The sequence below is a fragment of the Actinomadura chibensis NBRC 106107 genome (genome assembly GCF_001552135.1).
GTDB lineage: Bacteria > Actinomycetota > Actinomycetes > Streptosporangiales > Streptosporangiaceae > Spirillospora > Spirillospora chibensis.
Window position 1 is genome coordinate 1 of sequence record NZ_BCQP01000056.1, and the last position, 23112, is coordinate 23112.

Genomic DNA, 23112 nt, shown 5'->3' on the forward strand with positions numbered 1-23112 from the left:
TCTCGGCCTGGCCATCGTCCAAGCGGTCGCCACCGCCCACCACGGCCACGCCGAACTCATCACCAACGGACACACGACCTTCCGGGTCGTCCTGCCCAGTCCGGACGCGGGAGCCGACGCGGAACCGGGTACCGAGAGGCCGAAGCCGTAGGGCGGGACCGTCACCGCCCGGCCGGGTCGTGGGCCTCGGCGAGGACGAAGTAGCTCTCCTCCTCCTGGGCGAAGTGCAGCCGGAGGACGGCGTAGAACCCCTGGACGGTCCGGCGCAGCTCGTCGGCGCTCTCCGCCGACGCGGGGTCCGCCCCGAGCTCGGCGAGGAGGGCCTCGATCCGCCGGGTCAGCTCGGCGATCTCCGCGTGCCCCCGGCTCATCGGGTCGGTCGGGTCGGAGCCGCCCACGGCCCGTGCCACGGCGGGGTAGAGCAGCCGTTCGTCCTTGCGCTCGTGGTCGGTCAGGTCGGACAGGAAGCCCGTGAGCGCGGCCACCGCCGCGTCGCGCTCGCGGCCGGGCGGGGCGGCGATCTCGTCGGCGAGCGCGGGCAGCCGCTCGATCCGCGGCCACAGCGTCCGGTGCTCCTCGTCCAGCCGCCGGACCAGCTCGGCCTCGTCGCCGCGCAGGCGCGGCGCCCGGTCGCGGCCCGGGCCGAGGACCCGCAGCGCGGACAGGATCGCCGCGATGTCGATGCCCTCCTGGAGCAGCGCGCCCGCCGCCGGGACCAGCAGCCCGAACGCCGCGGCGACCATCGCGGCCACGGACAGGCCCATGCCCGCGAGGACGCTCTGCCGGGCGACCGACCGGGTGCGCCGGGCGATCGCCAGGGTCTCGGCCAGCCGCTCCAGCCGGTCCACGGTGATCACCACGTCGGCCGCCTCCGACGACGCGGTCGCGCCGCGGGCGCCGAGCGCGACGCCGACCCCGGCCGCCGCGAGCGCGGGCGCGTCGTTGACCCCGTCGCCGACCATCACGGTCGCCGCCCGGGCGCTCTCCGCGCGGGCGACCTCGACCTTCCCGGCCGGGGTCAGCCCGGGATGGACGGCGTCCGCGCCGACCAGCTCGGCGATCGGTCCGGCGACCTCCGCGCGGTCGCCGGTCAGCATGACGGTGCGGACGATGCCCGCGCGGTGGAGCAGCCGGAACGTCCGCGCCGCGTCCGGGCGGACGCGGTCGCGGAGCAGGAGCACGGCCGCGACCCGCCCGTCCACGCCGACGAACACGGTGATCGCGCCGCGCGCCGCGGCCCGTCTCCGCACCCGGTCCAGCCAGGCGGGGTCGGCGTCCCCGGCCCAGCTCGCCTTGCCGACGCTGACCCGGTGGCCGTTCACGGTGCCCCGCACGCCCTGGCCGGGGACCTCGGTGACGTCGGACGGCTCGGTGAGCCGCAGTTCGCGCTCGGCGGCGCCGCGCACGATGGCGGAGGCCAGCACGTGCGGGGACACCTGGTCGAGCGAGGCGGCGAGCGCCAGCGGGTCGCCCGGCGGCGGCGGCTCGGCGGGGACGACCTCGGCGAGCGAGGGACGCCCGGTGGTGACGGTGCCGGTCTTGTCGAACAGCAGCACCCGGGCCCCGGCGAGCCGCTCCAGCGCGCCGCCGCCCTTCACCACGACACCGCGCCGCGCGCAGCGCGACAGGCCGGACACGAACGCGATCGGCGCCGCGATGATCAACGGGCACGGGGTGGCGACGACGAGCACCGCGACCGCCCGCACCGGGTCCCCGGCCGCGAGCCACGCCGCTCCGGCGAGCAGCAGCGTGAGCGGCAGGAAGAACGCCGAGTACCGGTCGGCCAGCCGGACGAACGGCGAGTTCTCGGCGGCGGCCTCCTCCGCCAGCCGGACGATCCCCGCATAGGTGCTGGACCGGGCGTCGTTGGTCGCGCGCAGCCCGAACGGGCCGCCGGAGTTGACCGTCCCGGCGCGGACCGACTCCCCGGCGGGACGCTCCACCGGCAGGGGCTCCCCGGTGAGCGTGGACTCGTCCAGGACGGCGGACCCGTGCTCGACCTGCCCGTCCACCGGCACGGTCTCGCCGGAGCGGACCAGCAGCCGGTCGCCCGGCCGCACCTCGGCGACGTCGACGGTGTCCAGGCCGTCGGCGGTGCGGCGGTGCGCGACGCGGGGCGCGAGCGACAGCAGCGCGCCGAGGTCGCGGCGGGCGCGCCGGCCCGCCCGTTCCTCCAGCAGCCGGCCGCCGGTGAGCATCACGGCGATCACGGCGCCCGCGAACGCCTCGCCGACCGCGAGCGTCCCGGCCAGCGCGAGCATCGCGATCACGTCGCTGCCGAACCTGCGGTGCCGCAGGCCGTCCACGACCCACCACACCGCCGGGCCGAGGGCGAGCACGGTCACCAGCAGCCAGACGGCGTCGCCGACGTCCGGGCCCACCGTCCAGCGGGCGACCGCGCCCGCCGCCAGGCCGGCGCCGGTCACGGCGAAGAGCATGTCGTGGCCGTGCCGGACGAGCGCGTTCCGGGTGTTCATCTCCACCTCGCCGGTTCCGGGTTCCCGTCTCACCCTTCCCCCTCCCGACCTGGTCATCCAGGGCCGGGAGGGCGGCGCAGGACGGCCGATCGGCTCTTTCGGCGCGGGGGCGAAAGGGCCCCGCGGAGATGACTTTCGTCCCTTGGGCGGCGCCGCCGGCGCGATGGAGTGTGGAAGCGGGCGGCCGTGCGCGTCGACGTGGGTTGGAGCGTCCGGCCGCACCGGGACGACGCCAGCAACGGAGGAGGACATGATGTCTGAGCCGATCGTCGTCGGCATCGACGGTTCCGACGAGGCGGACCGCGCCCTGCGATGGGCCGCCGCGGAGGCCGTGCTGCGGGAGCGTCCGCTCCACATCGTCCACGCCGTGGAGAGCTGGCCCTACAAGGCGTCGGTGTTCGTGCCGCCCGAGACGCCCGAGTACCTGGCCGCCGCCGGGAAGCGGGCCCTGGCCGCCGCCAGGGAGCGCGTCCTGGAGCGGTGGCCGGGGCTGGCGACGACGACCGACCTGGTCGTCGAGGAGGCGCCGCGGGTCCTGCGGGACCAGTCGGAGAAGGCGTTCGAGGTGGTGGTGGGCAGCCGCGGCCGCGGCGGGTTCGCCGGACTCCTGCTCGGCTCGGTGAGCCTGCGCCTGGCGGGGCACTCGGCCGCCCCGGTCGTGGTCGTGCGCGGCGACGCCGCCGACCGCGGCGAGGTCGTCGTCGGCATCGACCTGGCCCGCGAGGCCGATGCCGTCCTGGACTACGCCTTCGACGCCGCGTCCGTCCGCGGCGCGCGGCTCCGGGTCGTCCACGCCTGGCAGAGCTTCGGCACGCTCGTGGAGGCCGGGCTGGTCATCGACGCCGAGCAGATCGAGCTGGACCTGCGCAACCAGGTCATCGCCGCGTACCGGCCCCTGCGGGCCAAGTATCCCCGGGTCGACGTCGTGGACGAGATCGTCCTCGAACACCCGGTGACGGCGCTGTCCAACGCCTCGCGCAACGCCCGCCTGGTGGTGGTCGGCGCCCGCGACCGCCGCTGGAACGCCCCCCGGCTCGGGTCGATCAGCCACGGCGTCATCCACAACGGGCAGTGCCCGGTCGCCGTCGTCCCCGTCCCCTGACGACGGCCCGCGGGACTCAGGTCCCCGTCCGGCGGGTGGGGAGGCCGCCGAGGAAGCTCGAAGCCGCGCGGACGTAGGTGTCGGGGCGTTCGACGGTCGGCCAGTGGCCGCATTCGTTGAGGACGACCAGGTCCGCGGACGGCAGGTGGCCGAGCAGCCGCAGCGCCTGTTCGAGAGGCACCATCCGATCGTGGCGTCCATGGAGGAGAAGGGTCGGGATGTCGGCGAGAGCCGTCAGCGCGGCGAGGTTGGTGTGGGGGACGCTGCGCGACCGGGCCCAGGCGAGGGAGTGCTCCGGCTCGGCCACCCGGAGCCGGTGCATGGCCGTGACGAGTTCGTCCGTCACCGATGCCGGGTCGAAGACGATCGAGGTGAGCAGGCGCCTGATCCGATCCGGGTCCGCCGGGTTGGACTGGCAGTCCTCGAAGAGCCGGTGGACCTCGCTCGGGAACGGCGCCAGCAGGTACGGGTCGCCGCCGGTGGACGCCTCGCAGGAGCCGATGACGAGGGCGTCCACGCGTTCGGGCGCGGTCAGGGCCATGGTGAGCGCCACCGTGCCCCCGGTGGAGACGCCCATGACCGGGGCGGACGGGAGACCGAGGGCGTCCATCACGGCGAAGGTGTTCCTGGCGTAGAGGTCGTGGACGGGCTCGTCGAACACCCTCGGCTCGCTGCGCCCGAAGTTGGGGTAGTCCATGAGGACGCAGCGGTAGCGGGCGGCGAAGCGGTCCACGACCTTGTGGTAGGTGAGCCACGCGGTCGTCCCGGGGAGCGGGCCGAACGCCTGCTGCATGATCAGCGCGGGCCCGCGGCCGACGTCGTGGTAGTGGACCCGTGCTCCGTCGACGTCGAGCGTCCGGCTGGTGGCGGGGTCGCCGAGGAGGGCGCGCACCGGTCAGTCCCCGGTGCGCGGGGAGACGGGCCCGCCGGTCGAGTACTCGCTTCCCGGGACCTTGTGCCCCCAGTACGCGGTCGCGCTGTAGACGTTGGTCTTCCAGGTGGCCTCGTCGACGAGGCGTCCGGCGCAGCCGTACTCGGTCTGGGAGCCGGACGGATTCATCATGTAGAACGACACCATGTGGTCGTTGGTGTGCTTGCCCAGGGTCTCGGTGAGCCGCGCCATTCCCGCGTTGACCCGGTCCAGGGCCCTGCCCACCGTGTCGAGATCGTCCACCTCGACCATGAAGTGCCCGAGGGAGGGCGGCTTCTCCGCGACCTCGACGAACGCCAGGCTGTGGTGCCTGCGGTTCACCCGGAGGAAATGCACCCGGTTCGGGCCGAACTCGATGACGTCGCTGAGCCGGAAGCCGAGCACGTCGAGGTAGAACCGCCGGGCCGCGTCCGCGTTCGCGACGTTCTGCAGGATGTGGCCGAGCCCGAGGTCGCCGGTGACGAAGCCGGTCCCGAGCGGCGACACGAACGGCTGCTCCGGGATGAACGCGCCGCAGAAGAACTCAAGCTCGTTGCCGTCCGGGTCGGCGCACCTGATGAGCCGTTCGACCCGCCGGCGCCGGGCGAGCGCCGGGTCCTCGACGACCTTGACGTCGGCGTCGGCGAGGTGGTTGCCGAGGCGTTCGAGCGCGGCGGGGTCGGCCACCTCCCAGCCGGTGTACGCCAGGCGCCCGCTCTCGCCGGGCTCGACGGCCAGCCGCCAGCCCCGCTCGTCCATGCGCAGGAACAGGGCGCCCGCCGGGGTGCCCGGGGGCGGTTCGGCGACCTGCATGCCGAGGAGTCCCGTCGCCCACGTCCGCCAAGCGGCGACGTCGGGGGCGTGGAACCCGAGGTAGCCGAGTGCCTTGACCTCGCTCATCGTCAGCTCTCCCTTCGACCTGGCACCACATCGAACCGGCGCGCCGCCAGCACCGGGTTCTCGCTCCGGACGGCGGCGATCCGCCGCGGGTCGACCGAGCCGCACGCGACGCCGGTGCGCTCCCCGAGCCCGGCGACCAGCACGCCCTTCGGATCGATGATCATGCTGTGTCCGCAGCCCAGCGGCGGGCCCTGGGCGGCCGCCGCGACATAGGCGGTGTTCTCGATGGCGCGGGCGCGCAGGAGCGTCGTCCAGTGCCCCTCCTTCTGCGGCCCCGGCGCCCACTGCGCCGCCACGAGGACGGCGTCGGCGCCCGCGCCGACCAGCGACCGCGTCACCTCGGGGAACCGGAGGTCGTAGCACGTCTGAGCCGCGACGGTGACGCCGTCCACGGCCATCAGCGCGGGCGCCGACAGCTCCCCGGGCACCATCCACGCCGACTCCCGGACGCCGAAGGCGTCGTACAGGTGCAGCTTGCGGTAGACGCCCTGGACGTCCCCGCCGGGACCGATCAGGACCAGGGTGTTGTGGATCCGGTCCGCTCCGGGGATCTCCTCGTTGACGCCGACGACCACGGCCAGCCCGTGCTCCCGGGCGAGCGCGGCGACCCGCGTGACGAACGGCCCGTCGACCGGCTCGGCGGCCTCGACGATGCGGCGGTCGAGCCCGGCCGTCGCGAACGAGGCGTACTCGGGCAGGACGAGCAGCCTCGTGCCCTCGCGGCTCGCCGACCGGACGAGCTCACCGATCACGGCGAGGTTGGCCGCCTTGTCCTCGCCCGGGAGGAACTGCCCGACGGCCATCCGCACGCTCATGCCCCCGCCCCGGCGGGCGGCGCGGGCACGGGCGGGTGCTCCGCGCCGGACGCGAGCCGCCGCGCCCGGTCCAGCGCCGCCCGGAGCCCCTCGCCCATGGCGCTGAACTCCATGGTCAGGACGATCTGGTCGGCCCCGTGCTCCAGCGCGAACGCCTGTTCCGGCTCGGTCCAGGCGGGCAGCAGCCAGGGCTTGGCCGCCGCGCGGGCCGCCTCGGCGATCCGGGCCAGGTCGGCGAAGTCGCCGTCGAGCCGCCGGTACGCGCCGCGCCCCCGGCGCAGCGAGAGGTCCGACGGACCGACGAAGACGCCGTCGACGGTCGGCAGCCCGAGGATCTCGGCCACCTCGTCCAGCGCGGTCGCGTCCTCGATCATGGGCAGGCAGCGGGTCCCGCGGTCCTGCCGGCGCACCCACGGGTCGTCGTGGCCGCCGTAGGAGGTGGTCCGGCCGCCCGCGAAACTCCGGTCGCCGAGCGGCGGGAACTTGGCGTACGCGGTCACCTCGCGGGCGTGCTCGACCCCGCGGACGTGGGGGATGACGACCGCGTCCGCGCCGAAGTCCAGGGCCTGCTGGACGGGCGCCCGCTCGGGCGCGAGCACCTTGGCGAGCACCTCCAGGCCGAGGGCGCGCAGGAACGGCACGAAGCGGTCGAGGGCGGCGAGGTCGAACGCGCCGTGTTCGATGTCGAGGACCGCCGCGCCGTAGCCCGCCTGGGCGGCCATCTCGGCGGCCGCCACGTTCGGCGTGGAGAGCCACGCCGCGAACGCTCGGTCGGGGATGGCGCCGGTCTGAAGGTCGGGCACGCTGGCCTCCTCTGGGGTTCGGGTGGTGTGTGCGGAGTCAGAAAAGGTGCCGGGCCTGCGCGCCGATCCCGGCGGCGGCGTTGCGGACGGCCGTCGCGCAGGCGTCGGGGCGGAACCGGTGGACCGGCCCGGCCACCGACACCGCGGCGACGACCCGGCCGCGCCAGCCGAGGACGGGGGCGCCCACACAGGTCAGCCCCAGCGTGTTCTCCTGCCGGTCATAGGACACGCGCCGTTCGCGGATGGCCCGCAGTTCCAGCGCGAGCCCGCGGGGGGTGCCGATCGAGTACGGCGTGAGGGGGCGCAGGCTCCGGCTCGCGCTCGCCACGGTCTCGGCGTCGCTGAAGGCGAGGATCGCCTTGCCGAGCGCGGTGGACGCGGCCGGGGCGTGCCCGCCGACGCGGGACGGGCAGCCGACCTGGCCGTGCCCGTAGATCTTCTCGACGTAGCGGACGTGGATGCCTTCGAGGACGGCCAGGTGCACCGTCTGGTGCGTGTGCTCGTACAGGTCCAGCAGGTAGGGCAGCGCCGCCTCGCGCAGCCGCCGCAGGTCCTGGCGGTTCGCCAGCGCGGCCAACTCGGTCAGCAGCGGGCCGGGCGAGTACTTGGTGCCCGACTTGGTGATCAGCCCGCCGTCCACCAGGACCGCCAGCAGCCGGTAGACGGTCGACTTCGGCATGTCGGCCCGCCGCGCCACCTCCGATACCCCGAGCGAGCGGTCCTCGGGGCTGAAGGCGCCGAGCAGGGCGAGCGCCTTGCCGACCGATCCCGACGCCCGCAGATCCGCCTCGACGCCGTCCCGCGGCGGGTGGGCGTGCGCCGGTCCGCGCGGGGGCGCGACGAGGGGCGGGGCCGGGGTTCGGGTGCGTTCCGCGATGTCGGTGGTCGAGGGCGGCATGGGGCTCCTCCTTCCGGTCCTCGATGTACGGATCCGTGCGGACCTGTACGGCGCGTACGGCTCGACTCTGGTCCGGCGCCCCCGTCCGGCGACGCGTGGGAACCACGTCGCCACATACCTATTCACGCTGGGCTCATACGTAGTCGACGGATTGTGAGCGACGGGAAGGGGTGTCGCCGTTCCGCCGGAGCCGCCCCGGGCGGGAACTCATTGACTCATGCGACCGCTCGCGCCTAGTTTCAGCAGGTGTAGCTGGTCATCGAGGCCTGGGACGGCACGTTGGCGGGAACATCCAGACGCTCCGACGGAAATCTGCCCCTTGAGCTGACCACGTTCGTCGGCCGCCGCCAGGAGGCGGCGGCGATCAGACGGCTGGTGTCCCAGGCGCGGCTGGTGACGCTCATCGGGGTCGGCGGGGTGGGCAAGACCCGGCTCGCCCAGCGGGTGGCCGCCGACCTGCGCCGCTCCTTCCCCGACGGCGTCTGGCTGGTCGAGCTGGCCGCGCTGCGCGATCCCGCGCTGATCGCCCAGGCGGCCGCCGCCGCGCTCGGCATCCACGACAGGTCCGCCGCGTGGCACGTGGACACCCTGTCCGAGCACGTCGCCGACCGGCGGCTCCTGATGGTGCTGGACAACTGCGAGCACCTGCTGGAGGCGTCCGCCGAACTGGCCAACGCGCTGCTGCGCACGTCCCCCGGGGTGCGCGTGCTGGCGACGAGCCGCCAGCCGCTCGGCCTCCCCGGCGAGCACGTCGTCGCCGTGGCCCCGCTGTCGGCGCCCGCGGGCGACGAGACGGCCACGGCGCCCGCCGACCTGGCGCGGTTCGAGGCCGTGAACCTGTTCGTCGAGCGGGCCGCCGCCGCGGCGCCCGGCTTCGTCCTGGACGAGGACAACGCCGCCGCGGTGGCGCGGCTGTGCGCGCGGCTGGAGGGCCTGCCGCTCGGCATCGAGCTGGCGGCGGTGAAGATGCGGGCGCTGTCGCCGCAGCAGATCGTCGAGCGGCTGGACGAGCGGTACGGCCTGCTGCGCACCGGCACGGCGGTCGGCGAGGCCCGCCAGCAGACGCTGGAGGCGCTGTTCGACTGGAGCCACGCCCTCTGCTCGCCCGACGAGCGGCGGCTGTGGGCGCGGGTCTCGGTGTTCACCGGCGGGTTCGGCCTGCACGCGGCGGAGGACGTCTGCTCCGGCGACGGGCTGGACCGCGAACGCGTCGCCGAGGTGCTCTCCGCCCTGGTCGACAAGTCGATCGTGGCGCGGGTGGGCGGCGGCGGCGACGGCCCCCGCTACCGGCTGCTCGACATGATCCGCGACTACGGCCGGCGGCGGCTCGCCGAGTCCGGCGAGGAGGAGCCGCTGCGCCGCCGCCACCGCGAGCACTACCAGCGGCTGGCGGAGCAGATCGCGGGGCAGTGGTTCACCGCCGAGGAGGTCGCGGCCGTCCACCGGCTCCAGGCCGAGTTCCCCAACCTGCGCGCCGCCCTGGACTTCAGCGCGGGCCCCGGCTCCGCGCCCGGGACCGACCGAGGCCGGGAGGGGCTGCGGCTGGCGACGTCGCTGTGGTTCGGCTGGCGCGCGGTGGGGCTCGTCGCGGAGGGGCGGCGCTGGCTGGAGCGGCTCCTGGTGGTCCATCCCGACCCGACCCCCGACCGGGCGCGGGCCCTGGTCGCCGCGGGCTGGCTGGCCGCGATCCACGAGGACCGCGCGGAGGCGGCGGCGCTGCTGGCCGAGGCCCGCGCGCTCGGGACGCGGCTCGGGGACGCGTCGGTCCTCGGCGACGTCGCCCAGTTCACCGCGCACCTGGCGATGGACGAGGGCGACATGGTCCGGGCCGCGGAACTGCTGGAGGAGGCCCGCGCCGCGCACACCGCCGCGGGCGACCGGGTCGGCCTCGCGATCACCCTCGTCCGGCTGGCCCTCGCGGTGTCCCAGCTCGGCGACGTCGCGCGCGCCTGCGAGCTGGCCGAGGACTTCCAGGCGCTGGCCGAGCGGCACAGCTCGCGCCGCCTGGACGCCTACGGCCGCTGGGCGCTCAGCGTGATCATGTGGCAGGCGGGGGAGCGGGACAGGGCCGACCGGGAGGCGCGGCACAGCATCAGGCTGCACTGGGCCGACGACGACCAGCTCGGGGCCGCCTACGGGCTGGAGGTGCTGGCCTGGGCGGCCGCCGCCGAGGGCCGCGCCGAGCGCGCCGCGTTCCTGCTCGGCGGCCTCCGGCAGCTCTGGCAGCGGACGGGCACGCCGCTCGCCGGGCACGGCTACCTCGCCGTCCACACCCGGGACTGCCGGGCCGCCGCCCGCCGCGCGCTGGGCGACGACGCGTTCGACCGCGCGTTCGCCAGGGGCGGCCGGTGCGGCCATGACGCGTTCGTCGCGTACGCGCTGGAGGAGACCCGCAAGGCGGCGCCGGCGCGGCCCGCGGGCGGCGCCGGACCGGAGCTGACGCCGCGCGAACGGGAGGTGGCGGGCCTCGTCGCCCAGGGCATGACCAACAAGCAGGTCGCGGCCGCGCTCGTCATCGCGCCGCGCACCGCCGAGGGCCACGTCGAGCACATCCTGACCAAGCTCGGCTTCACCTCGCGCGCCCAGATCGCCGCCTGGCACACCGCGAACCGCGCCGCCGCGGGGGCCGCCGCCGGTCCGCCCGAGACCCCGCGGGCCACCTGAACCGGACGCGGGACGGTCGATCGCGGCACCGGCGGCGGACAACGTTCCGCCCGCCGGAAAACCTCGGTTGCGGTTCCGCCGCCCAGCGCCGACTGTCGCTGCAACCACATCGCAGCGCCGGTCGTTCGCCCGCGCTGCCAGGAACGGAAGGGGGTGAGCGGTTCTGAGACCCCACAACGCACCCGTCCGGGCGCTGCCGTCCGGGGCCGCCGCGTGGTGGCAGTTCGCCGCGCTGGCGCTGTTCGTCGCCGTCGCGCCGGCGGCCCTCGCGTCGACCGCCTACCTGAACCTGCTCACGCTCGCGGGCATCTGGGGCGTCGCCGCCGTCGGCGTCTCCCTGCTCGCCGGGCTGGGCGGGCAGTTCACCTTCGGCCAGGCCGGGCTGGTGAGCGTCGGCGCGTACGCGAGCGCCGTCGTCACCGTCCAGCACGGCGGGCATCCCCTGCTGGGCGTGCTCGCCGGGATCGCGATCGCGGTGGCGGTCGCGCTGGCGACCGCGCCGATCCTGCGGCTGCGCGGCTGGTACCTGGCGCTCGCGACGCTCGCGCTCGGCCACCTCGTCCTGCACCTGGAGGTCACGCTGACCTCCGTCACGAAGGGCAACGACGGGATCTCCGGCATCCCGCCGCTCGGCGCGTTCGGCGTGACGCTCGACGACGAGACCGCGTTCTTCGTGGCGGGCTGGAGCCTCGTCGGGCTGTGCATGCTGCTCGCCCGCAACCTGGCCGCGTCGCGGTTCGGGCGCGCCGCCCGCGCCGTCCAGGCCGACGAGGACGCGGCCCGCGCCCAGGGCGTCCCGGCGCTGCGCTACAAGACCGCGATGTGGGTGCTGGCCGCGGCGATGGCCGCGCTGTCGGGCAGCCTGTACGCGCACTACTCGCAGTTCGTCTCGCCCGCCGACTTCGGCGTCGACCATTCGATCACCTTGTTCGTCGCGGTCCTGCTCGGCGGGTCCCGGAGCGTCTTCGGCACGCTCGTCGCCCTGGCGTTCCTGCTGTCGCTGCCCGAGCTCGGCGGCGCGCTGTCCACGCCGCTGCTCACCGCGCTGGCCCTGATGGCCGTGTACGCGCTGTCCCCGGCGGGCCTCGCGGGCCTGGCGGAGCGGGCCGCCGCCGCCGTGCGGCGCGTGTCGAGGAGGCCCGGACATGCTTGAGATCGACGACCTCAGCGTGCGCTTCCGGGGCGTGCACGCCGTCCGCTCGGTCACCGCCCGCGTCGAGGAGGGGGCCGTGGTGGGCCTGATCGGGCCCAACGGGGCCGGCAAGTCCACCCTGGTCAACTGTGTCGCGGGGACGGTGCGGCCCGCCTCCGGCGCGGTCCGCTGGCGGGGCGCGCGGCTCGACCGGCTGTCCGGCGAGCGGATCGCGGCGCACGGCGTCGCCCGTACCTACCAGCACGCCCGGCTGTTCCACGGGCACACCGTCCTCGACAACGTGATGACCGGCGCGCACCGGCTCGGCTCCTGCGGGATGCTCCGCGCGATGGTCCGCGCGCCCGGCTTCCGCCGCGACGAGACCCGCATCCGGGACCGCGCCGAGGAGGCCCTCGCCGCCGTGGGCGCGCACCACCTGGCCATGGCCGACGTCGGCGACCTGACCGCCGGGCAGCAGCGGCTCGTGGCGGTGGCCCGCGCGCTGGCGTCCCGCCCGGACCTGCTGCTGCTGGACGAGCCCGCGGCCGGGCTGACCGATGCCGAACGCGACGCGCTGCTCGCCGACCTGCGGCGCTACTTCGCCGAGCACCGGGTGAGCGGGCTCGTCATCGAACACCACCTGGGGTTCCTGATGGAGCTGGTGACCGACGTGATCGTGCTCGTCCGCGGATCCGTGCTCACGCGAGGGGCCCCGGACGACGTCCGGGCCGACCCCGCCGTCATCGAGGCGTACATCGGTGTCTAGTCGACTTGAGCTGCGCGGCGTCCACGCCGGGTACGACGGCGCGACCGTCCTCCACGGCATCGACCTGACGGTGACCGCGGGCCGGGTGACCTGCCTGCTGGGCGCCAACGGCGCGGGCAAGAGCACCGCCGCCCGCGTGGCGGCGGGCCTGCTGGCCCCCGCCCGCGGGACGGTCCGCCTCGACGGCGAGGACATCACCCGGCTGCCCGCGCACCGCCGCGTCCCGCTCGGCGTGGTCATGGTGCCCGAGGGCCGCCACCTGTTCACCGAACTCCCCGTCCGCGACAACCTCACGCTCGGCGGGTACCGGCGGACGGCCGCGGAACGGCGCGCCGACCTGGACCGGGTCCTGGACCTGTTCCCTCAGCTCGCGGCGCTGCTGCGGCGACCGGCCGGGGACCTGTCCGGGGGCGAGCAGCAGATGCTCGCCCTCGGCCGGGCGCTGATGGCGAGGCCCCGGCTCCTCGTCCTGGACGAGCCGACACTGGCGCTGTCGCCGCTGCTGGCGCGGACCATCCTCGACCGGACGCGGGACCTCGCCGACGGCGGCGTCGGCGTGCTGCTCGTCGAGCAGAGCGTGACCGGATCCCTCCAGGTCGCCGACACCGCGATCGTCCTGGAGAACGGCCGGACGGCGCTGTCCGGCCCCGTCGCCGCCGTCCGCGACGACCCGCGGGTCGTCGCCTCCTACCTCGGAGGCGTCGTATGACGACCCTGCTCCAGCTCACGTTCGCCGGGCTCAGCCTGGGCGCGGTGTACGCCCTGATCTCCCTCGGCTGGACGGTGCTGTTCCAGGTCGCCAGGATCTACAACCTGGCCCAGGGCGCCTTCGTGGTGGTGTCCGCGATGACCTACATCGCCCTCGCCGACGACCTCGGCTGGCCCGTCCCGCTGGCCGTGGCCGGGGCGCTCGCCGTGTGCCTCGCGCTGGGGCTCGCCCTGTACGGGGTGATCCTCAACCGGCGGACGGCCCGCGGCGAGGCCGGCCCGATCGTCATGTCCCTCGGGTCGGCCCTGGTGATCGCCGAGACGCTCCGGTACCTGTGGGGCGTGGACGCGCGGACGGCGGCGGCGTTCCTGCCGACCGGCCCGGTGCGGATCATGGGGGCCACCGCCGTCCCCCACGCCATGCTGCTCTGGACGGGCACGGCCGCGATGTTCGGCGCCGCGTGGCTGCTGTTCCACCGGACCCTCCTCGGCAAGGCGCTGCGGGCCTGCGCGGAGAGCGCCACCGCCGCGCAGGTCGTCGGGATCGACCCGCGCCGGATGCGGCTCGCCGCGTTCGGCGTCGCGGCCCTGTTCGGCGGCGTCGGCGGGATCCTGCTGGCCCCGCTCATCGCGGTCAGCCCCCACGAGGTCCTGCCGCTCGGCATCTTCGGCTTCATCGGCGCCGTCGTGGGCCGCTGGCGCTACCTGCCCGCCGCCGCCGGGAGCGTCCTCCTCGGCCTCATCACCAGTTACGCGGGCGGCTACGGCGCCACGTCCTGGCAGAACGCGGTGCTGTACGGGTCGGTGATCGCCGCCCTGCTCACCATGCGGCAGCGGCGCCCGGGACACCGCCCGCTCTCCGGCGTCCGGGGCCTCGTGCGCAGGGGCGACCGGACGCCCGTCACCGAGGCCGCCGGTCCCTGACCCGGCGGCCCTCCCGACTCCACACCCGACCTCTCACCCGACCCCGGCCCCGGCATGCCTTGGAGATCGCCATGACCATCACACATCGTGACCTAGCCGTCACGCTCACCGCACCGGCGGCGGCCGTGCTGCTCGCCGCCGGATGCGCGGCGTCCGCCGGCGGCGGCGACGGACCCGTCGACCTCGGTGTGATCATCGAGCGGACCGGCCCGCTCGCGGCGCTCGGGCTGCCCGAGCTCGACGCGATCAAGCTGGCCGTCAAGCAGGTCAACCAGGCGGGCGGCGTCCGCGGGCGGACCGTCCGGCTCGTCGTGCGCGACTCGGAGTCGCAGCCCGCCGTCGCCGCCGCGGCCGCCCGCGAGTTCGCCCGCCGCAAGGACGTCCCCGCCGTGCTCGGCACCGCCACGGGCGCCGGGTGCGCCGCGGTGAACGCGGTCCTGGAGCCCAAGGGCGTCGCGCAGTTCTGCCTCTCGCCGATCGCGACCCGGGTCAAGCCGCTGATCTTCTGGGCGCAGGGCTCGCTGGACGACTACCACGTCTTCCTCACCCCCTACTTCGCCCACAAGGGCATGACGCGGATCGCCCTCGTCCGCACCGCCGACGCCACCGGCGACGCGATGGAGAAGATCGCCCGGGATCTCGTGGCCCGCGACCCCAAGATGACGCTGACCGGGGTGGAGACCTTCCAGTCCGGCGCCACCAACGCGCAGACCCAGCTGATCCGGCTGCGGGAGGGCAGGCCCGACGTCGTCATCGCGGGCGCGTCCGGCGCGAACCTGCTGCCGATCGCCCAGGGCATGAACGCGCTCGGCATGAAGATGCCCCTGGTCGTCGGGCACGGGGCGGTGGTGCACTCGGTGCTCGACCTCGTCAAGGGCTCCATGGTGGCGGGCGGCATGGTGGCGGGCGTCCACTGGGTCAACCTGCCCGACGCCGAGATCCCCGCGTCCGTCCCGAACCGGGACCTGATCCTGAAGTTCCGCGCCGCCTGGCAGGCCGAGTACGGGAAGCCGACCGGGCACTCCGAGGCGGCGGCGTTCGACGCCGCCGGGCAGGTCCTCGACGCGCTGAAGGCCGGGGCCGGGACCGGCAAGGAGATCGCGGCGCACATCGAGCGGACCAAGTTCGTCGGAGTGCTCGGCGACTACGCCTACACCGGGTCCGACCACCAGGGCCTCGGCTACGTGCCCGGCATGCTCCGCTTCGGCGGCGACGGCCGGTTCCACCTCGAATACCTCGCGAAGTGAGGAGGCGACGCCGATGGCGACCACGCCGACCTATGTGATCGTCGGCGCGGGCCTCGCGGGCGGCCGCGCCGCCGGGACGCTCAGGGCCGAGGGCTTCGACGGGCGCGTCGTCCTCGTCGACGCCGAGCCGCATCCGCCCTACGAGCGGCCGCCGCTGTCCAAGGAGCTGATCCTCGGCACCAAGCAGCCCGCCGACGCCCGGGTGTTCCCCGAGTCCTTCTACCGCGACAACGACATCGACCTGCTGCTCGGGACGGGCGTCGCCCGGCTGGACCCGGCGCGGCGCCGGGTCGAGCTGGCGGGCGGCGGGACGATCCCCGCCGACAAGGTGCTGCTCGCCACCGGCACGCGGCCCCGCCCCCTGCCCGTCCCGGGGGCCGACCTCGAAGGCGTCCACCATCTGCGGACGCTGGACGACGCGGCGGCGATCCGCGCCGCGCTCCTGGCGGGCGGCGCCCTCGTCCTGGTCGGCGGCGGCTTCATCGGGGCGGAGCTGGCCGCGTCCGCCCGCGCGCTGGGCAACCCGGTGACCATGATCGAGCTGGACGACCTGCCGATGCGGCGCGTCCTCGGCCCCGGCATCGCCGCGCCGCTGACCCGGCTGCACCGCGAGCGCGGCGTCCGCGTGCTCACCCGGACGGGCGTGGAGCGCATCGAGGGCGACGCCGCGGGCCGCCGGGTGCGCCGGGTCGTCACCACCGGCGGGGAGGCGATCGACGCCGATCTCGTGGTCGTCGGGATCGGCGTCCGGCCGAACGACGAGCTGGCCGCCCGCGGCGGCCTCGACGTCGGCGACGGCGTGCGGGTCGACGCCCGCTGCGTCACCTCGCACCCGGACGTCTACGCGGCCGGGGACGTCGCGCGCCACCCCAACCCGGTGCTCGGCGAGTCGGTCCGGCTGGAGCACTTCCAGAACGCGCAGGACCAGGGCATCGCGGCCGCCCGCTCCATGCTCGGCAAGGCCGAGCCCTACGCGCCGGTGCCCTGGTTCTGGTCCGACCAGTACGACCTCAACATCCAGATGTCCGGCCACCCCCGGCCCACCGACGCGGTCGTATGGCGCGGCGAGCCCGACGAGATGCGGTTCACGGCCTGCTACCTGCGCGACGGCGTCCTGGTCGCGGCGATCGGCGTCAACCGGCCGCGGGACGTGCGGGCCGCCACCCGGCTCATCGCCGGGCGCGCGCGTCCCGATCCGCGCCTGCTCGCCGACGCCGGCGTCGACGTCCGTCACACGATCACACCGAAAGAAGCACGATGACCAGCCAGGACACCACCTCCGAGCTCGTCCGCGCCTGCGCCGCGAGCGAGTTGCCGCCCGGCGAGATCCGGCGCGTCCCCACCAACCCGCCCATCGCCGTCTACAACCTCGACGGCGAGTTCTACGCCACCGCCGACCTGTGCACCCACGGCCTCTCCTCGCTGTCCGAGGACGGCTACCTGGAGGACGGCGAGATCGAGTGCGGCTGGCACCTCGCGCGGTTCTGCGTCCGGACCGGCGCCGTCAAGGCGCCGCCCGCCTCGGTCCCGCTCGCCACCTACGCGGTCCGCGTCGTCGACGGCGACCTGTACGTGTCCGTCCCGCCTCCCGGCGCACCCGCCCGCTGAAACCGCCCGCCCGCTGAAACCGCCCGCCAACGCGAAAGGCCCCGGCCGTTCGGCCGGGGCCTTTCGATTTGGGGTCAGCGCCCTTCTTCGAAAATGGGGAAGTGGATTCCGGCGGTCATCCCGCCGTCCACCACCAGGGACGCCCCGGTGACGAACGAGGCGTCGTCGGAGGCGAGGAAGAGCGCGGGCCTGGCGATCTCCTCAGGCCAGGCGAACCGCCCCATCGGGTTGAGCGTGTCGATCATCTTCTCGTGCGCCGGGAACTCCCGCAGGTAGGAGCGGATGCGCGGCGTCATCGTGCTCCCCGGGCACAGGGCGTTCACCCGGATGTTGTCGCGCGCGTAGTCCATCGCCATGTTGCGGGTGAGCAGGACGACGCCGCCCTTGCCCGCGCTGTAGGCGGCGCACCGGTTCTCGGCCATGATCCCCGCCGTCGACGCGACGTTGACGATGACGCCGCCGCCGTTGCGGCGCAGCTCCGGCAGTACCTGCTTCGAACAGCGGTAGACCGAGGTGAGGTTGGTGTCGATGATCCGGTACCAGTCGGGATCCTCCATCTCGTCGACGCTCTTGAGGAGGTTGACCCCGGCGACGTTGAAGAGCGTGTCGACGCTGCCGAACGCGTCGAGCGCGGCCGTGACGATGGCCTCGGCCGCCTCGGGCCGGTTGACGTCGGCGGCGAGCCAGCCGGCCTCGCCGCCGCCCGCGCGGACGGACTCGGCCACCCGCCGCGCCGCCGCGGCGTCGATGTCGGCGATCAGCGCGCGTCCGCCGTCCCGGCACCACTCGCGGGCGATCGCCGCTCCGATCCCGGCGCCGCCCGCGGTGACGACGCAGGTGCGGCCGGAGAAGCGCGCTCCCCGGCCGTCTGCTCCACCCATCTCCATTCCGGCTCCGGTCTCAGACCATCTCCATGAGGCCCTGATGGCCCCATGCGAACCCCGGCTGGAGCAGGTAGTGCTCGGTGTCCCAGGTCTCGGGGTCGATGGTGCGCGGCGCCCACCCGTACTCGAAGTGCCAGCCGGACGGGTTGCGGAAGTAGAAGGAGAACGTGCGGTCGTTGTGGTGGCGTCCCGGCGCGGTGCTCGTGATCCGCCTGTCCAGGCACACGTCGTGGCTGTAGCCGACATCGTCCATGGTCACGGTCTCGAACATGACGTGCTGGATCCGGCGGGGCGCGCCGGGGATGTGCATGAACGCCAGCGAGTGGTGCCGGGGGTTGCAGTGCAGGAAGGCCGCGAACAGGCCCGCCCCGGGGATGCTGGCGAAGTCGGTCACGCCGAACCCGAGCGCCTTGACGTAGAAGTCCGCGGCGGCCTTGACGTCCGGCGCGTACAGCACGACGTGCCCCATGCCCAGCTCGCCGGTGCGGAACCCGGCCAGGTCGCGGGTCGGGCGGAACCTCGGCCCGTGCAGCGACTCGTGGCCGACGACGAGCTCCATGCGCACGCCCGAGTGCGGGCAGACGAAATGGACGAAGTCCAGGACGCGGCGGTCCGCGGCCTCCTCGGGCTTCCCGGCGACGACCGTCACGCCGTGGCGCTCCAGGGCGGCCGCCGCGGCGTCCAGCGCCGCGCGGTCGGCCACCTCCCAGCCGACGTAGGCGACGTCGTCGGTGTGCCCGGCGCGGACGGCCAGGCGATGGTGACGCTCGTCGGACCGCAGGTACAGCAGCCGGTCGTCGCCGTCGGCGACGACCTCGTGGCCCAGGACCTCGGTGCCGTAGCGTCTCCACCCCCTCAGGTCGGTTGTCTCGCCGACGACGTAGGAGAGTTGGTTGACAGCGCTCATCGATGGCTTCTTTCTCGGCTAGAGCGGGTAGATGAGGTAGCGCGTCGGCGTGCCGTCGAGGTAGACGCGCTTCTCCGCGAAGAGCGGCCCGGCGTCGGTCAGCCTGACCACGTCGTCGTAGTGGCCGCTGGTCAGGATCGCGGGCGGTCCGTCGGCCTCGGTGTAGGTGACCAGCACGTTCGCGCGCACCCGGTAGGCGCCCTCGCCGGCCGCCGCCGCGCGGGTGCGCTGGATCACGTGACGGGTCCGGTACGGCTCGACGGTGCCCGCCCACACCTCGGTGACGAACTTGACGCGGTCCAGCAGCCGGGCGCGGCAGTCGTCGAGCATGTACGCGAGAGGCAGCCCGTGCTCGGCGTTCTCCAGGCTGTGGACGGCGTAGGCGCAGTCCTCGGTGAACAGGTCCGGCCACCGTTCCCACCGGCGCTCGTCCACGGTCTCGGCGTACGCGGCGTACAGCTCGTCCAGCATCGCGAGGTGGTCGGGGCGGACGGCGGGCCGCCCGCCGCCGGTGGGCACGCCGGTGGTGGTCGTTTCAGTGGTCAAAGCCCATCACCTCCCGGTAGTAGGCCCACCCGATGGTGTTGGCCAGTTCGTCGTTCTGGGTCGCCTGCTCGGGCGGCCGGTCGGCGCCCTTGACGAACCGCTGGTAGCCGTCGTCGCCCGCGGTCTTCTGGACGCGGTTGAAGACGGCGGCGTCCTCGATGGTGATGAAGCCGCTCGGGCCGAGCAGGTTGGACGCCTGGCGCACCCGGTGCGCGGCGTATTCGGGGCTGTCGTCCTGATGCCCGAAGAACGCGTAGTGCACTTCGGTGCGGTCGACGCCCAGCGGCCGGGCGAAGCGGACGTTGATGGTGTCCAGGTGCTTGGTGACGACCGTCACCGGGCGCAGCGCCACCACCCGGGCCCGGTCGTCGTCGCCCCGGAACTCCACCACGCTCGTGTCGGCGAGGTATCCGTTGTCGACGTACGGCCTGCTCTGGTACTCCACGCACAGGTGCCCGACGGGCCGGGTGGTGATGACCTTGCCGCTTCCGCCCTGCCAGCCGAGCAGGCGGAAGCCGGTGTGCAGCAGTGGGGCGTGGTAGAAGTCGTTGTCGAAATAGGTCTTCCAGTTGGTGCGGTAGACCACCTTCTGGTAGCCGAGCAGGGTGAGCCGCCCGTCGTCGAGCATGCAGTCGCGCAGCGGGCTCGCCGCCTCGGCCAGGAACGCCTCCAGGGACGGCGCCGCCGGGTCGCGGGTGACGAAGACGAGCCCGGCGAGCTCGGCGACCCGCAGCGCGCGGAGCGCGTAGTCGCCCGCGTCGAAGTCAGCGCGGAAGTCGCGCTGGCCCGGCGCGCCGCGGAAGCACCCCTGGTTGTCGAACAGCCAGCGGTGGTACGGGCACTCGAACTCGGCGGCGACGCCGGTGGCGCGCTGTTCGAGCAGGGTGCCGCGGTGCGTGCAGGTGTTGACGAACGCGCGGACCTCGCCGTCCTCGCCGAGGGTCACGAGCAGCGGGACGCCGCCGAGCCAGGTCGTCTTGAACGCGCCCGGTTCGCGCAGCTCGGCGCGGTGCGCCACCGGATGCCAGAACGGCCCGTTGAAGATCCGCCGCAGCTCCTCCTGGTAGACGACCTCGTCGGCGAAGATCTCCTTGGGCAGGTCCAGGGGATTCGTGAACCGCGCCGCGACCTTCGCGCGCACGGCCTCGTAGCCGCCTTCGGCGTTCCCGGCCGCGCCCGGGGCCGTGGCCGGCGTCACCGCGAGTCCCGCGCGGGCTTGATGTTGGCGTTGAGGTGGAAGACGTTGTCCGGGTCGTACTGGGCCTTCACCGCGGCGAGCCGGTCGTACTTGGCCGCGCCGTAGGCGGCGCGGACGCGGTCCTCCTCGTACTCGGACATGAAGTTGATGTAGCTGCCCTTGCCGACCGCGTGCGGCGCGAGCGCCTCCCAGTAGTTGCGCACCCACACCCGGTCGAGATCGAAGGTCTCCCGGTCGGGGCACACGGCCGTGACGTTGACGACGTACCGGCCGGAGCGGCCGCCGCTGAAGGCCGTCGCGTCCTCCGGGACGTCGTGGTAGGCGCCCGCCATGACGAGGATCGGGGTGAACGACAGGTGCGCCGTCTTGCGCGGCTGGTGCTCGACCATGACGTCGATGACCTCGTCGGTCAGCTCGTCGAAGTGCGCGGCCTTCTCGTAGGAGAACGCGCCCCACGGCCCGGTGTGGTCGAACATGCTCTGCAGCCGGGTGTAGGGGATCGCCTCGATGTGCTCGGCCGCCGGGGGCAGCGCCTCGCGGACGGGCGCGACGGCGCGGGCGTGGCTCTCGGCGTCGCCGAAGCCGACGACGGCCAGCAGCCATCCGGGCCTGTTCCGCAGGTCCGCGGGGACGAACGGCGCGTCGGGCGCGTTCGTCCCGGCGATGAAGGAGCCGCAGTCGGCGGGAAGGCCGGGGATGAGGTCGCGGGCGGCCCGCAGGGCCTCCGCCCCCTGCTCGGGCCGCCAGAGGAACGTGGCGAGGTGGACCAGCGGGCCGACCGGGATGAGGCGGTAGGTGAAGGCCGTCACGACGCCGAAGTTGCCGCCGCCGCCCTTCAGCGCCCACAGCAGCTCGGGCTCGGAGTCCGGGCCGACCCGGTGCAGCGCGCCGTCGGCCGTCACGACCTCGGCGCCGATGAGGTTGTCGCAGGTCAGCCCGGCGAGCGTGCACAGCCAGCCGAGGCCGCCGCCGAGCGTGAGCCCGGCGATGCCGGTGTGGGTGATCATGCCGCCGGGCACCGCCAGGCCGTGCGCCTGCGTGGCGGCGTCCAGCTCACCCCAGGTCACGCCGCCGCCCGCGACGGCGGTACGGGCCGCGGGGTCGACGGACACCGACTTCAGCGGCGTCAGGTCGATCATCAGGCCGCCCTCGGTGAGCGCGAAGCCGGAGAACCCGTGCCCTCCGCCGCGCACGGACACCTCAAGCCCCGCGCTGCGCGCGTACCGCAGCGCCGCGGCCACGTCGCCGGGGCCGGTGCACCGGACGACGATCGAGGGGCGGCGGGTGATGGACCCGTTCCAGATGGCCACCGCCTCGTCGTAGCCCGGCTCGCCGGGCCTCGCCACCGCGCCCGCCACGGCGGCGCGCAACTCCTTCTCGGCCTGGTCGTCGGGGTTCATACGGCCTCCTCCTTGCGTTGGTTGATGCGCTGTCCGCCGGTCTCGCGTCCGGTCGGTTCGCGTCCGGTGGACTCCCGCGGCACCCAGTTGGGCCTGCTGAGCAGGTAGGTCACCATCCGCGACGGCAGGGTGAGCGCGGACTCGATCTCGTCGCGGTCCGCCGGGAGACGGCTCCGCGGGGGCCGCCCGCCGCCGTCGCGGACGGTGCCGAGCCACTCGGGGTCGATGACCACGGCGCGTCCCACGGCCACGAGGTCGGCCCCCGCCGCCAGCGCCGCCCGCGCGTCGTCCGCGGACCTGACGCCGCCGCTGGCGATCACCGCGCAGCGCCCGGCGACGGCGGCCGCGATGGCGGTGATCGGGTTGCGCTCCTCCCGGACGGCGCCGCCCCCCGTCGTCCAGTCGCGGTCCTCGCGCTGCGGCGAGCGCCTGCGGAAGTCGTCCATCGAGATGTGGACGTAGTCGACGCCCGTCCCGGCCAGCCGGGAGCTGAGCTCCGCCGCGTCTCCGAGGGTGAAGCCGCCGGGCTCGGACTCGTACGGGTTGACGCGGAAGCCGAGCACCGTCCGCGGGCCGAGCGCGGCGCGGACCGCCGCCGTGAGCTCCAGGGGGAACCGCATGCGGCGCTCCCGGTCGCCGCCCCAGCGGTCGTCCCGCCGGTTGGCGCGGGGGGAGAAGAACTGGTGGATGAGGTAGTGGTTGGCGCCGTGCAGTTCGATGCCCGCGAAGCCCGCCCGTTCGCCGCGCCGCGCGGCGTCCACGAACCGGCCGAGGAGTCCGGAGACCTCCGGTCCGGCCAGTTCGCGGGGGGTGAGCGCGCCCGGGCGCAGCGACGGCACGGCGGAGGGGGCGCGCAGCCTCTCCCCGCCGACCAGCCCCGGGTCGGCGATGCGGCCGCCGTCGTAGAGCTGGAGGACGGGGAGTCCGCCGCCGCCGCGCATGGCCGCCGCGACGGCCCGCAGGCTGTCGACGTGCGCCTCGTCCGCGGCGCCGATGCCCTGCCAGGATCTGCCGTCGTCGGCGACGTACGCGCACGAGGTGATCGTCATGGCGAACGGGTTGGCGCATCGGCGTTCGAGATACCTCAGCTCCGCCTCGCTGACCGTCCCGCCGGGCTCGGCGGAGTCGGTCGTCATCGGCGCCAGGACGAAGCGGTTCGGCAGCTCCGCCCCCGATTTCAGCCGCAGCGGTAGCCACGGCGACGTGGTGCCCATCTCGCTCCT

At 74.6% G+C, this 23112-nt stretch carries 21 protein-coding genes; 9 read left to right on the forward strand and 12 right to left on the reverse strand.

What is annotated here, in order from left to right:
- Positions 1-161: 161 nt before the first annotated feature.
- Positions 162-2510, reverse strand: coding sequence for a heavy metal translocating P-type ATPase (locus ACH01S_RS30600; RefSeq protein WP_246237173.1), 2349 nt, complete (start codon positions 2508-2510; stop codon positions 162-164).
- A 220-nt stretch (positions 2511-2730) separates the two neighbouring features.
- Here ACH01S_RS30600 and ACH01S_RS30605 point away from each other — a divergent pair, with 220 nt between their 5' ends.
- Positions 2731-3579, forward strand: a complete 849-nt coding sequence (locus ACH01S_RS30605) for a universal stress protein (RefSeq protein ID WP_067899692.1) — start codon at positions 2731-2733, stop codon at positions 3577-3579.
- 16 nt (positions 3580-3595) lie between these two features.
- Here the strand turns inward: ACH01S_RS30605 and ACH01S_RS30610 are convergent, their stop codons facing one another.
- The 5 genes from ACH01S_RS30610 to ACH01S_RS30630 are packed head-to-tail and all read right to left on the reverse strand — an operon-like array spanning position 3596 to position 7905.
- Positions 3596-4471, reverse strand: a complete 876-nt coding sequence (locus tag ACH01S_RS30610) for an alpha/beta fold hydrolase (RefSeq protein ID WP_067899478.1) — start codon at positions 4469-4471, stop codon at positions 3596-3598.
- 3 nt (positions 4472-4474) lie between these two features.
- Positions 4475-5389 carry a VOC family protein gene (locus ACH01S_RS30615; protein WP_067899481.1) on the reverse strand — a complete coding sequence of 305 codons (915 nt, stop codon included), beginning with the start codon at positions 5387-5389 and terminating at the stop codon, positions 4475-4477.
- Between the two features lie 2 nt (positions 5390-5391).
- Positions 5392-6204 carry a carbon-nitrogen hydrolase family protein gene (locus ACH01S_RS30620; RefSeq protein WP_067899484.1) on the reverse strand — a complete coding sequence of 271 codons (813 nt, stop codon included), beginning with the start codon at positions 6202-6204 and terminating at the stop codon, positions 5392-5394.
- Entirely contained in the window at positions 6201-7007 is an 807-nt protein-coding gene (locus ACH01S_RS30625) for an aldolase/citrate lyase family protein (RefSeq protein ID WP_067899487.1), read from the reverse strand. Before ACH01S_RS30625 ends, ACH01S_RS30620 begins: the two co-directional genes overlap by 4 nt.
- A gap of 37 nt (positions 7008-7044) precedes the next feature.
- Positions 7045-7905, reverse strand: coding sequence for an IclR family transcriptional regulator (locus tag ACH01S_RS30630; RefSeq protein ID WP_083981313.1), 861 nt, complete (start codon positions 7903-7905; stop codon positions 7045-7047).
- A gap of 279 nt (positions 7906-8184) precedes the next feature.
- Between ACH01S_RS30630 and ACH01S_RS30640 the strand changes: the two genes are divergently transcribed.
- The 8 genes from ACH01S_RS30640 to ACH01S_RS30675 all read left to right on the forward strand — a co-directional run bounded on the left by ACH01S_RS30640 (position 8185) and on the right by ACH01S_RS30675 (position 16954).
- Positions 8185-10569: an ATP-binding protein gene (locus tag ACH01S_RS30640; RefSeq protein ID WP_148344742.1), complete on the forward strand. Its 2385-nt coding sequence runs from the start codon at positions 8185-8187 to the stop codon at positions 10567-10569.
- A 289-nt stretch (positions 10570-10858) separates the two neighbouring features.
- Positions 10859-11722: a branched-chain amino acid ABC transporter permease gene (locus ACH01S_RS30645; protein ID WP_255220356.1), complete on the forward strand. Its 864-nt coding sequence runs from the start codon at positions 10859-10861 to the stop codon at positions 11720-11722.
- Positions 11715-12467, forward strand: coding sequence for an ABC transporter ATP-binding protein (locus tag ACH01S_RS30650; protein ID WP_067899496.1), 753 nt, complete (start codon positions 11715-11717; stop codon positions 12465-12467). The genes ACH01S_RS30645 and ACH01S_RS30650 overlap by 8 nt, the downstream gene beginning before the upstream one ends.
- Positions 12460-13176, forward strand: coding sequence for an ABC transporter ATP-binding protein (locus ACH01S_RS30655; RefSeq protein WP_067899498.1), 717 nt, complete (start codon positions 12460-12462; stop codon positions 13174-13176). Before ACH01S_RS30650 ends, ACH01S_RS30655 begins: the two co-directional genes overlap by 8 nt.
- A complete protein-coding gene (locus tag ACH01S_RS30660; RefSeq protein ID WP_067899501.1) occupies positions 13173-14099 on the forward strand; it encodes a branched-chain amino acid ABC transporter permease in 927 nt (308 codons plus the stop codon). The genes ACH01S_RS30655 and ACH01S_RS30660 overlap by 4 nt, the downstream gene beginning before the upstream one ends.
- Before the next feature lie 71 nt (positions 14100-14170).
- Positions 14171-15346, forward strand: a complete 1176-nt coding sequence (locus ACH01S_RS30665; protein ID WP_067899504.1) for an ABC transporter substrate-binding protein — start codon at positions 14171-14173, stop codon at positions 15344-15346.
- Positions 15347-15359: 13 nt separating this feature from the next.
- Complete coding sequence (locus ACH01S_RS30670; RefSeq protein WP_067899506.1) at positions 15360-16607, forward strand: NAD(P)/FAD-dependent oxidoreductase; 1248 nt, start codon at positions 15360-15362, stop codon at positions 16605-16607.
- Complete coding sequence (locus ACH01S_RS30675) at positions 16604-16954, forward strand: bifunctional 3-phenylpropionate/cinnamic acid dioxygenase ferredoxin subunit (protein ID WP_067899508.1); 351 nt, start codon at positions 16604-16606, stop codon at positions 16952-16954. The genes ACH01S_RS30670 and ACH01S_RS30675 overlap by 4 nt, the downstream gene beginning before the upstream one ends.
- 74 nt (positions 16955-17028) lie before the next feature.
- On the opposite strand, the gene ACH01S_RS30680 is transcribed toward ACH01S_RS30675, so the two are convergent.
- From ACH01S_RS30680 to ACH01S_RS30705, 6 genes are read right to left on the reverse strand one after another with little or no spacing between them, the layout of a single operon-like run.
- The gene (locus ACH01S_RS30680) at positions 17029-17835 is read right to left on the reverse strand and encodes an SDR family NAD(P)-dependent oxidoreductase (protein ID WP_067899700.1); all 807 of its coding nucleotides are present in this window, start codon (positions 17833-17835) and stop codon (positions 17029-17031) included.
- Positions 17836-17854: 19 nt separating this feature from the next.
- Positions 17855-18745, reverse strand: coding sequence for a VOC family protein (locus ACH01S_RS30685; RefSeq protein WP_067899511.1), 891 nt, complete (start codon positions 18743-18745; stop codon positions 17855-17857).
- 18 nt (positions 18746-18763) lie between these two features.
- Positions 18764-19291, reverse strand: a complete 528-nt coding sequence (locus tag ACH01S_RS30690) for an aromatic-ring-hydroxylating dioxygenase subunit beta (protein ID WP_218010455.1) — start codon at positions 19289-19291, stop codon at positions 18764-18766.
- Positions 19281-20489 (reverse strand): aromatic ring-hydroxylating oxygenase subunit alpha, encoded by a 1209-nt coding sequence (locus ACH01S_RS30695; RefSeq protein WP_083981316.1) that lies wholly within the window; start codon positions 20487-20489, stop codon positions 19281-19283. Before ACH01S_RS30695 ends, ACH01S_RS30690 begins: the two co-directional genes overlap by 11 nt.
- Positions 20486-21889: an FAD-binding oxidoreductase gene (locus ACH01S_RS30700; protein WP_067899514.1), complete on the reverse strand. Its 1404-nt coding sequence runs from the start codon at positions 21887-21889 to the stop codon at positions 20486-20488. The genes ACH01S_RS30695 and ACH01S_RS30700 overlap by 4 nt, the downstream gene beginning before the upstream one ends.
- Positions 21886-23103, reverse strand: a complete 1218-nt coding sequence (locus ACH01S_RS30705) for an oxidoreductase (RefSeq protein ID WP_067899516.1) — start codon at positions 23101-23103, stop codon at positions 21886-21888. Before ACH01S_RS30705 ends, ACH01S_RS30700 begins: the two co-directional genes overlap by 4 nt.
- Positions 23104-23112: the final 9 nt, after the last annotated feature.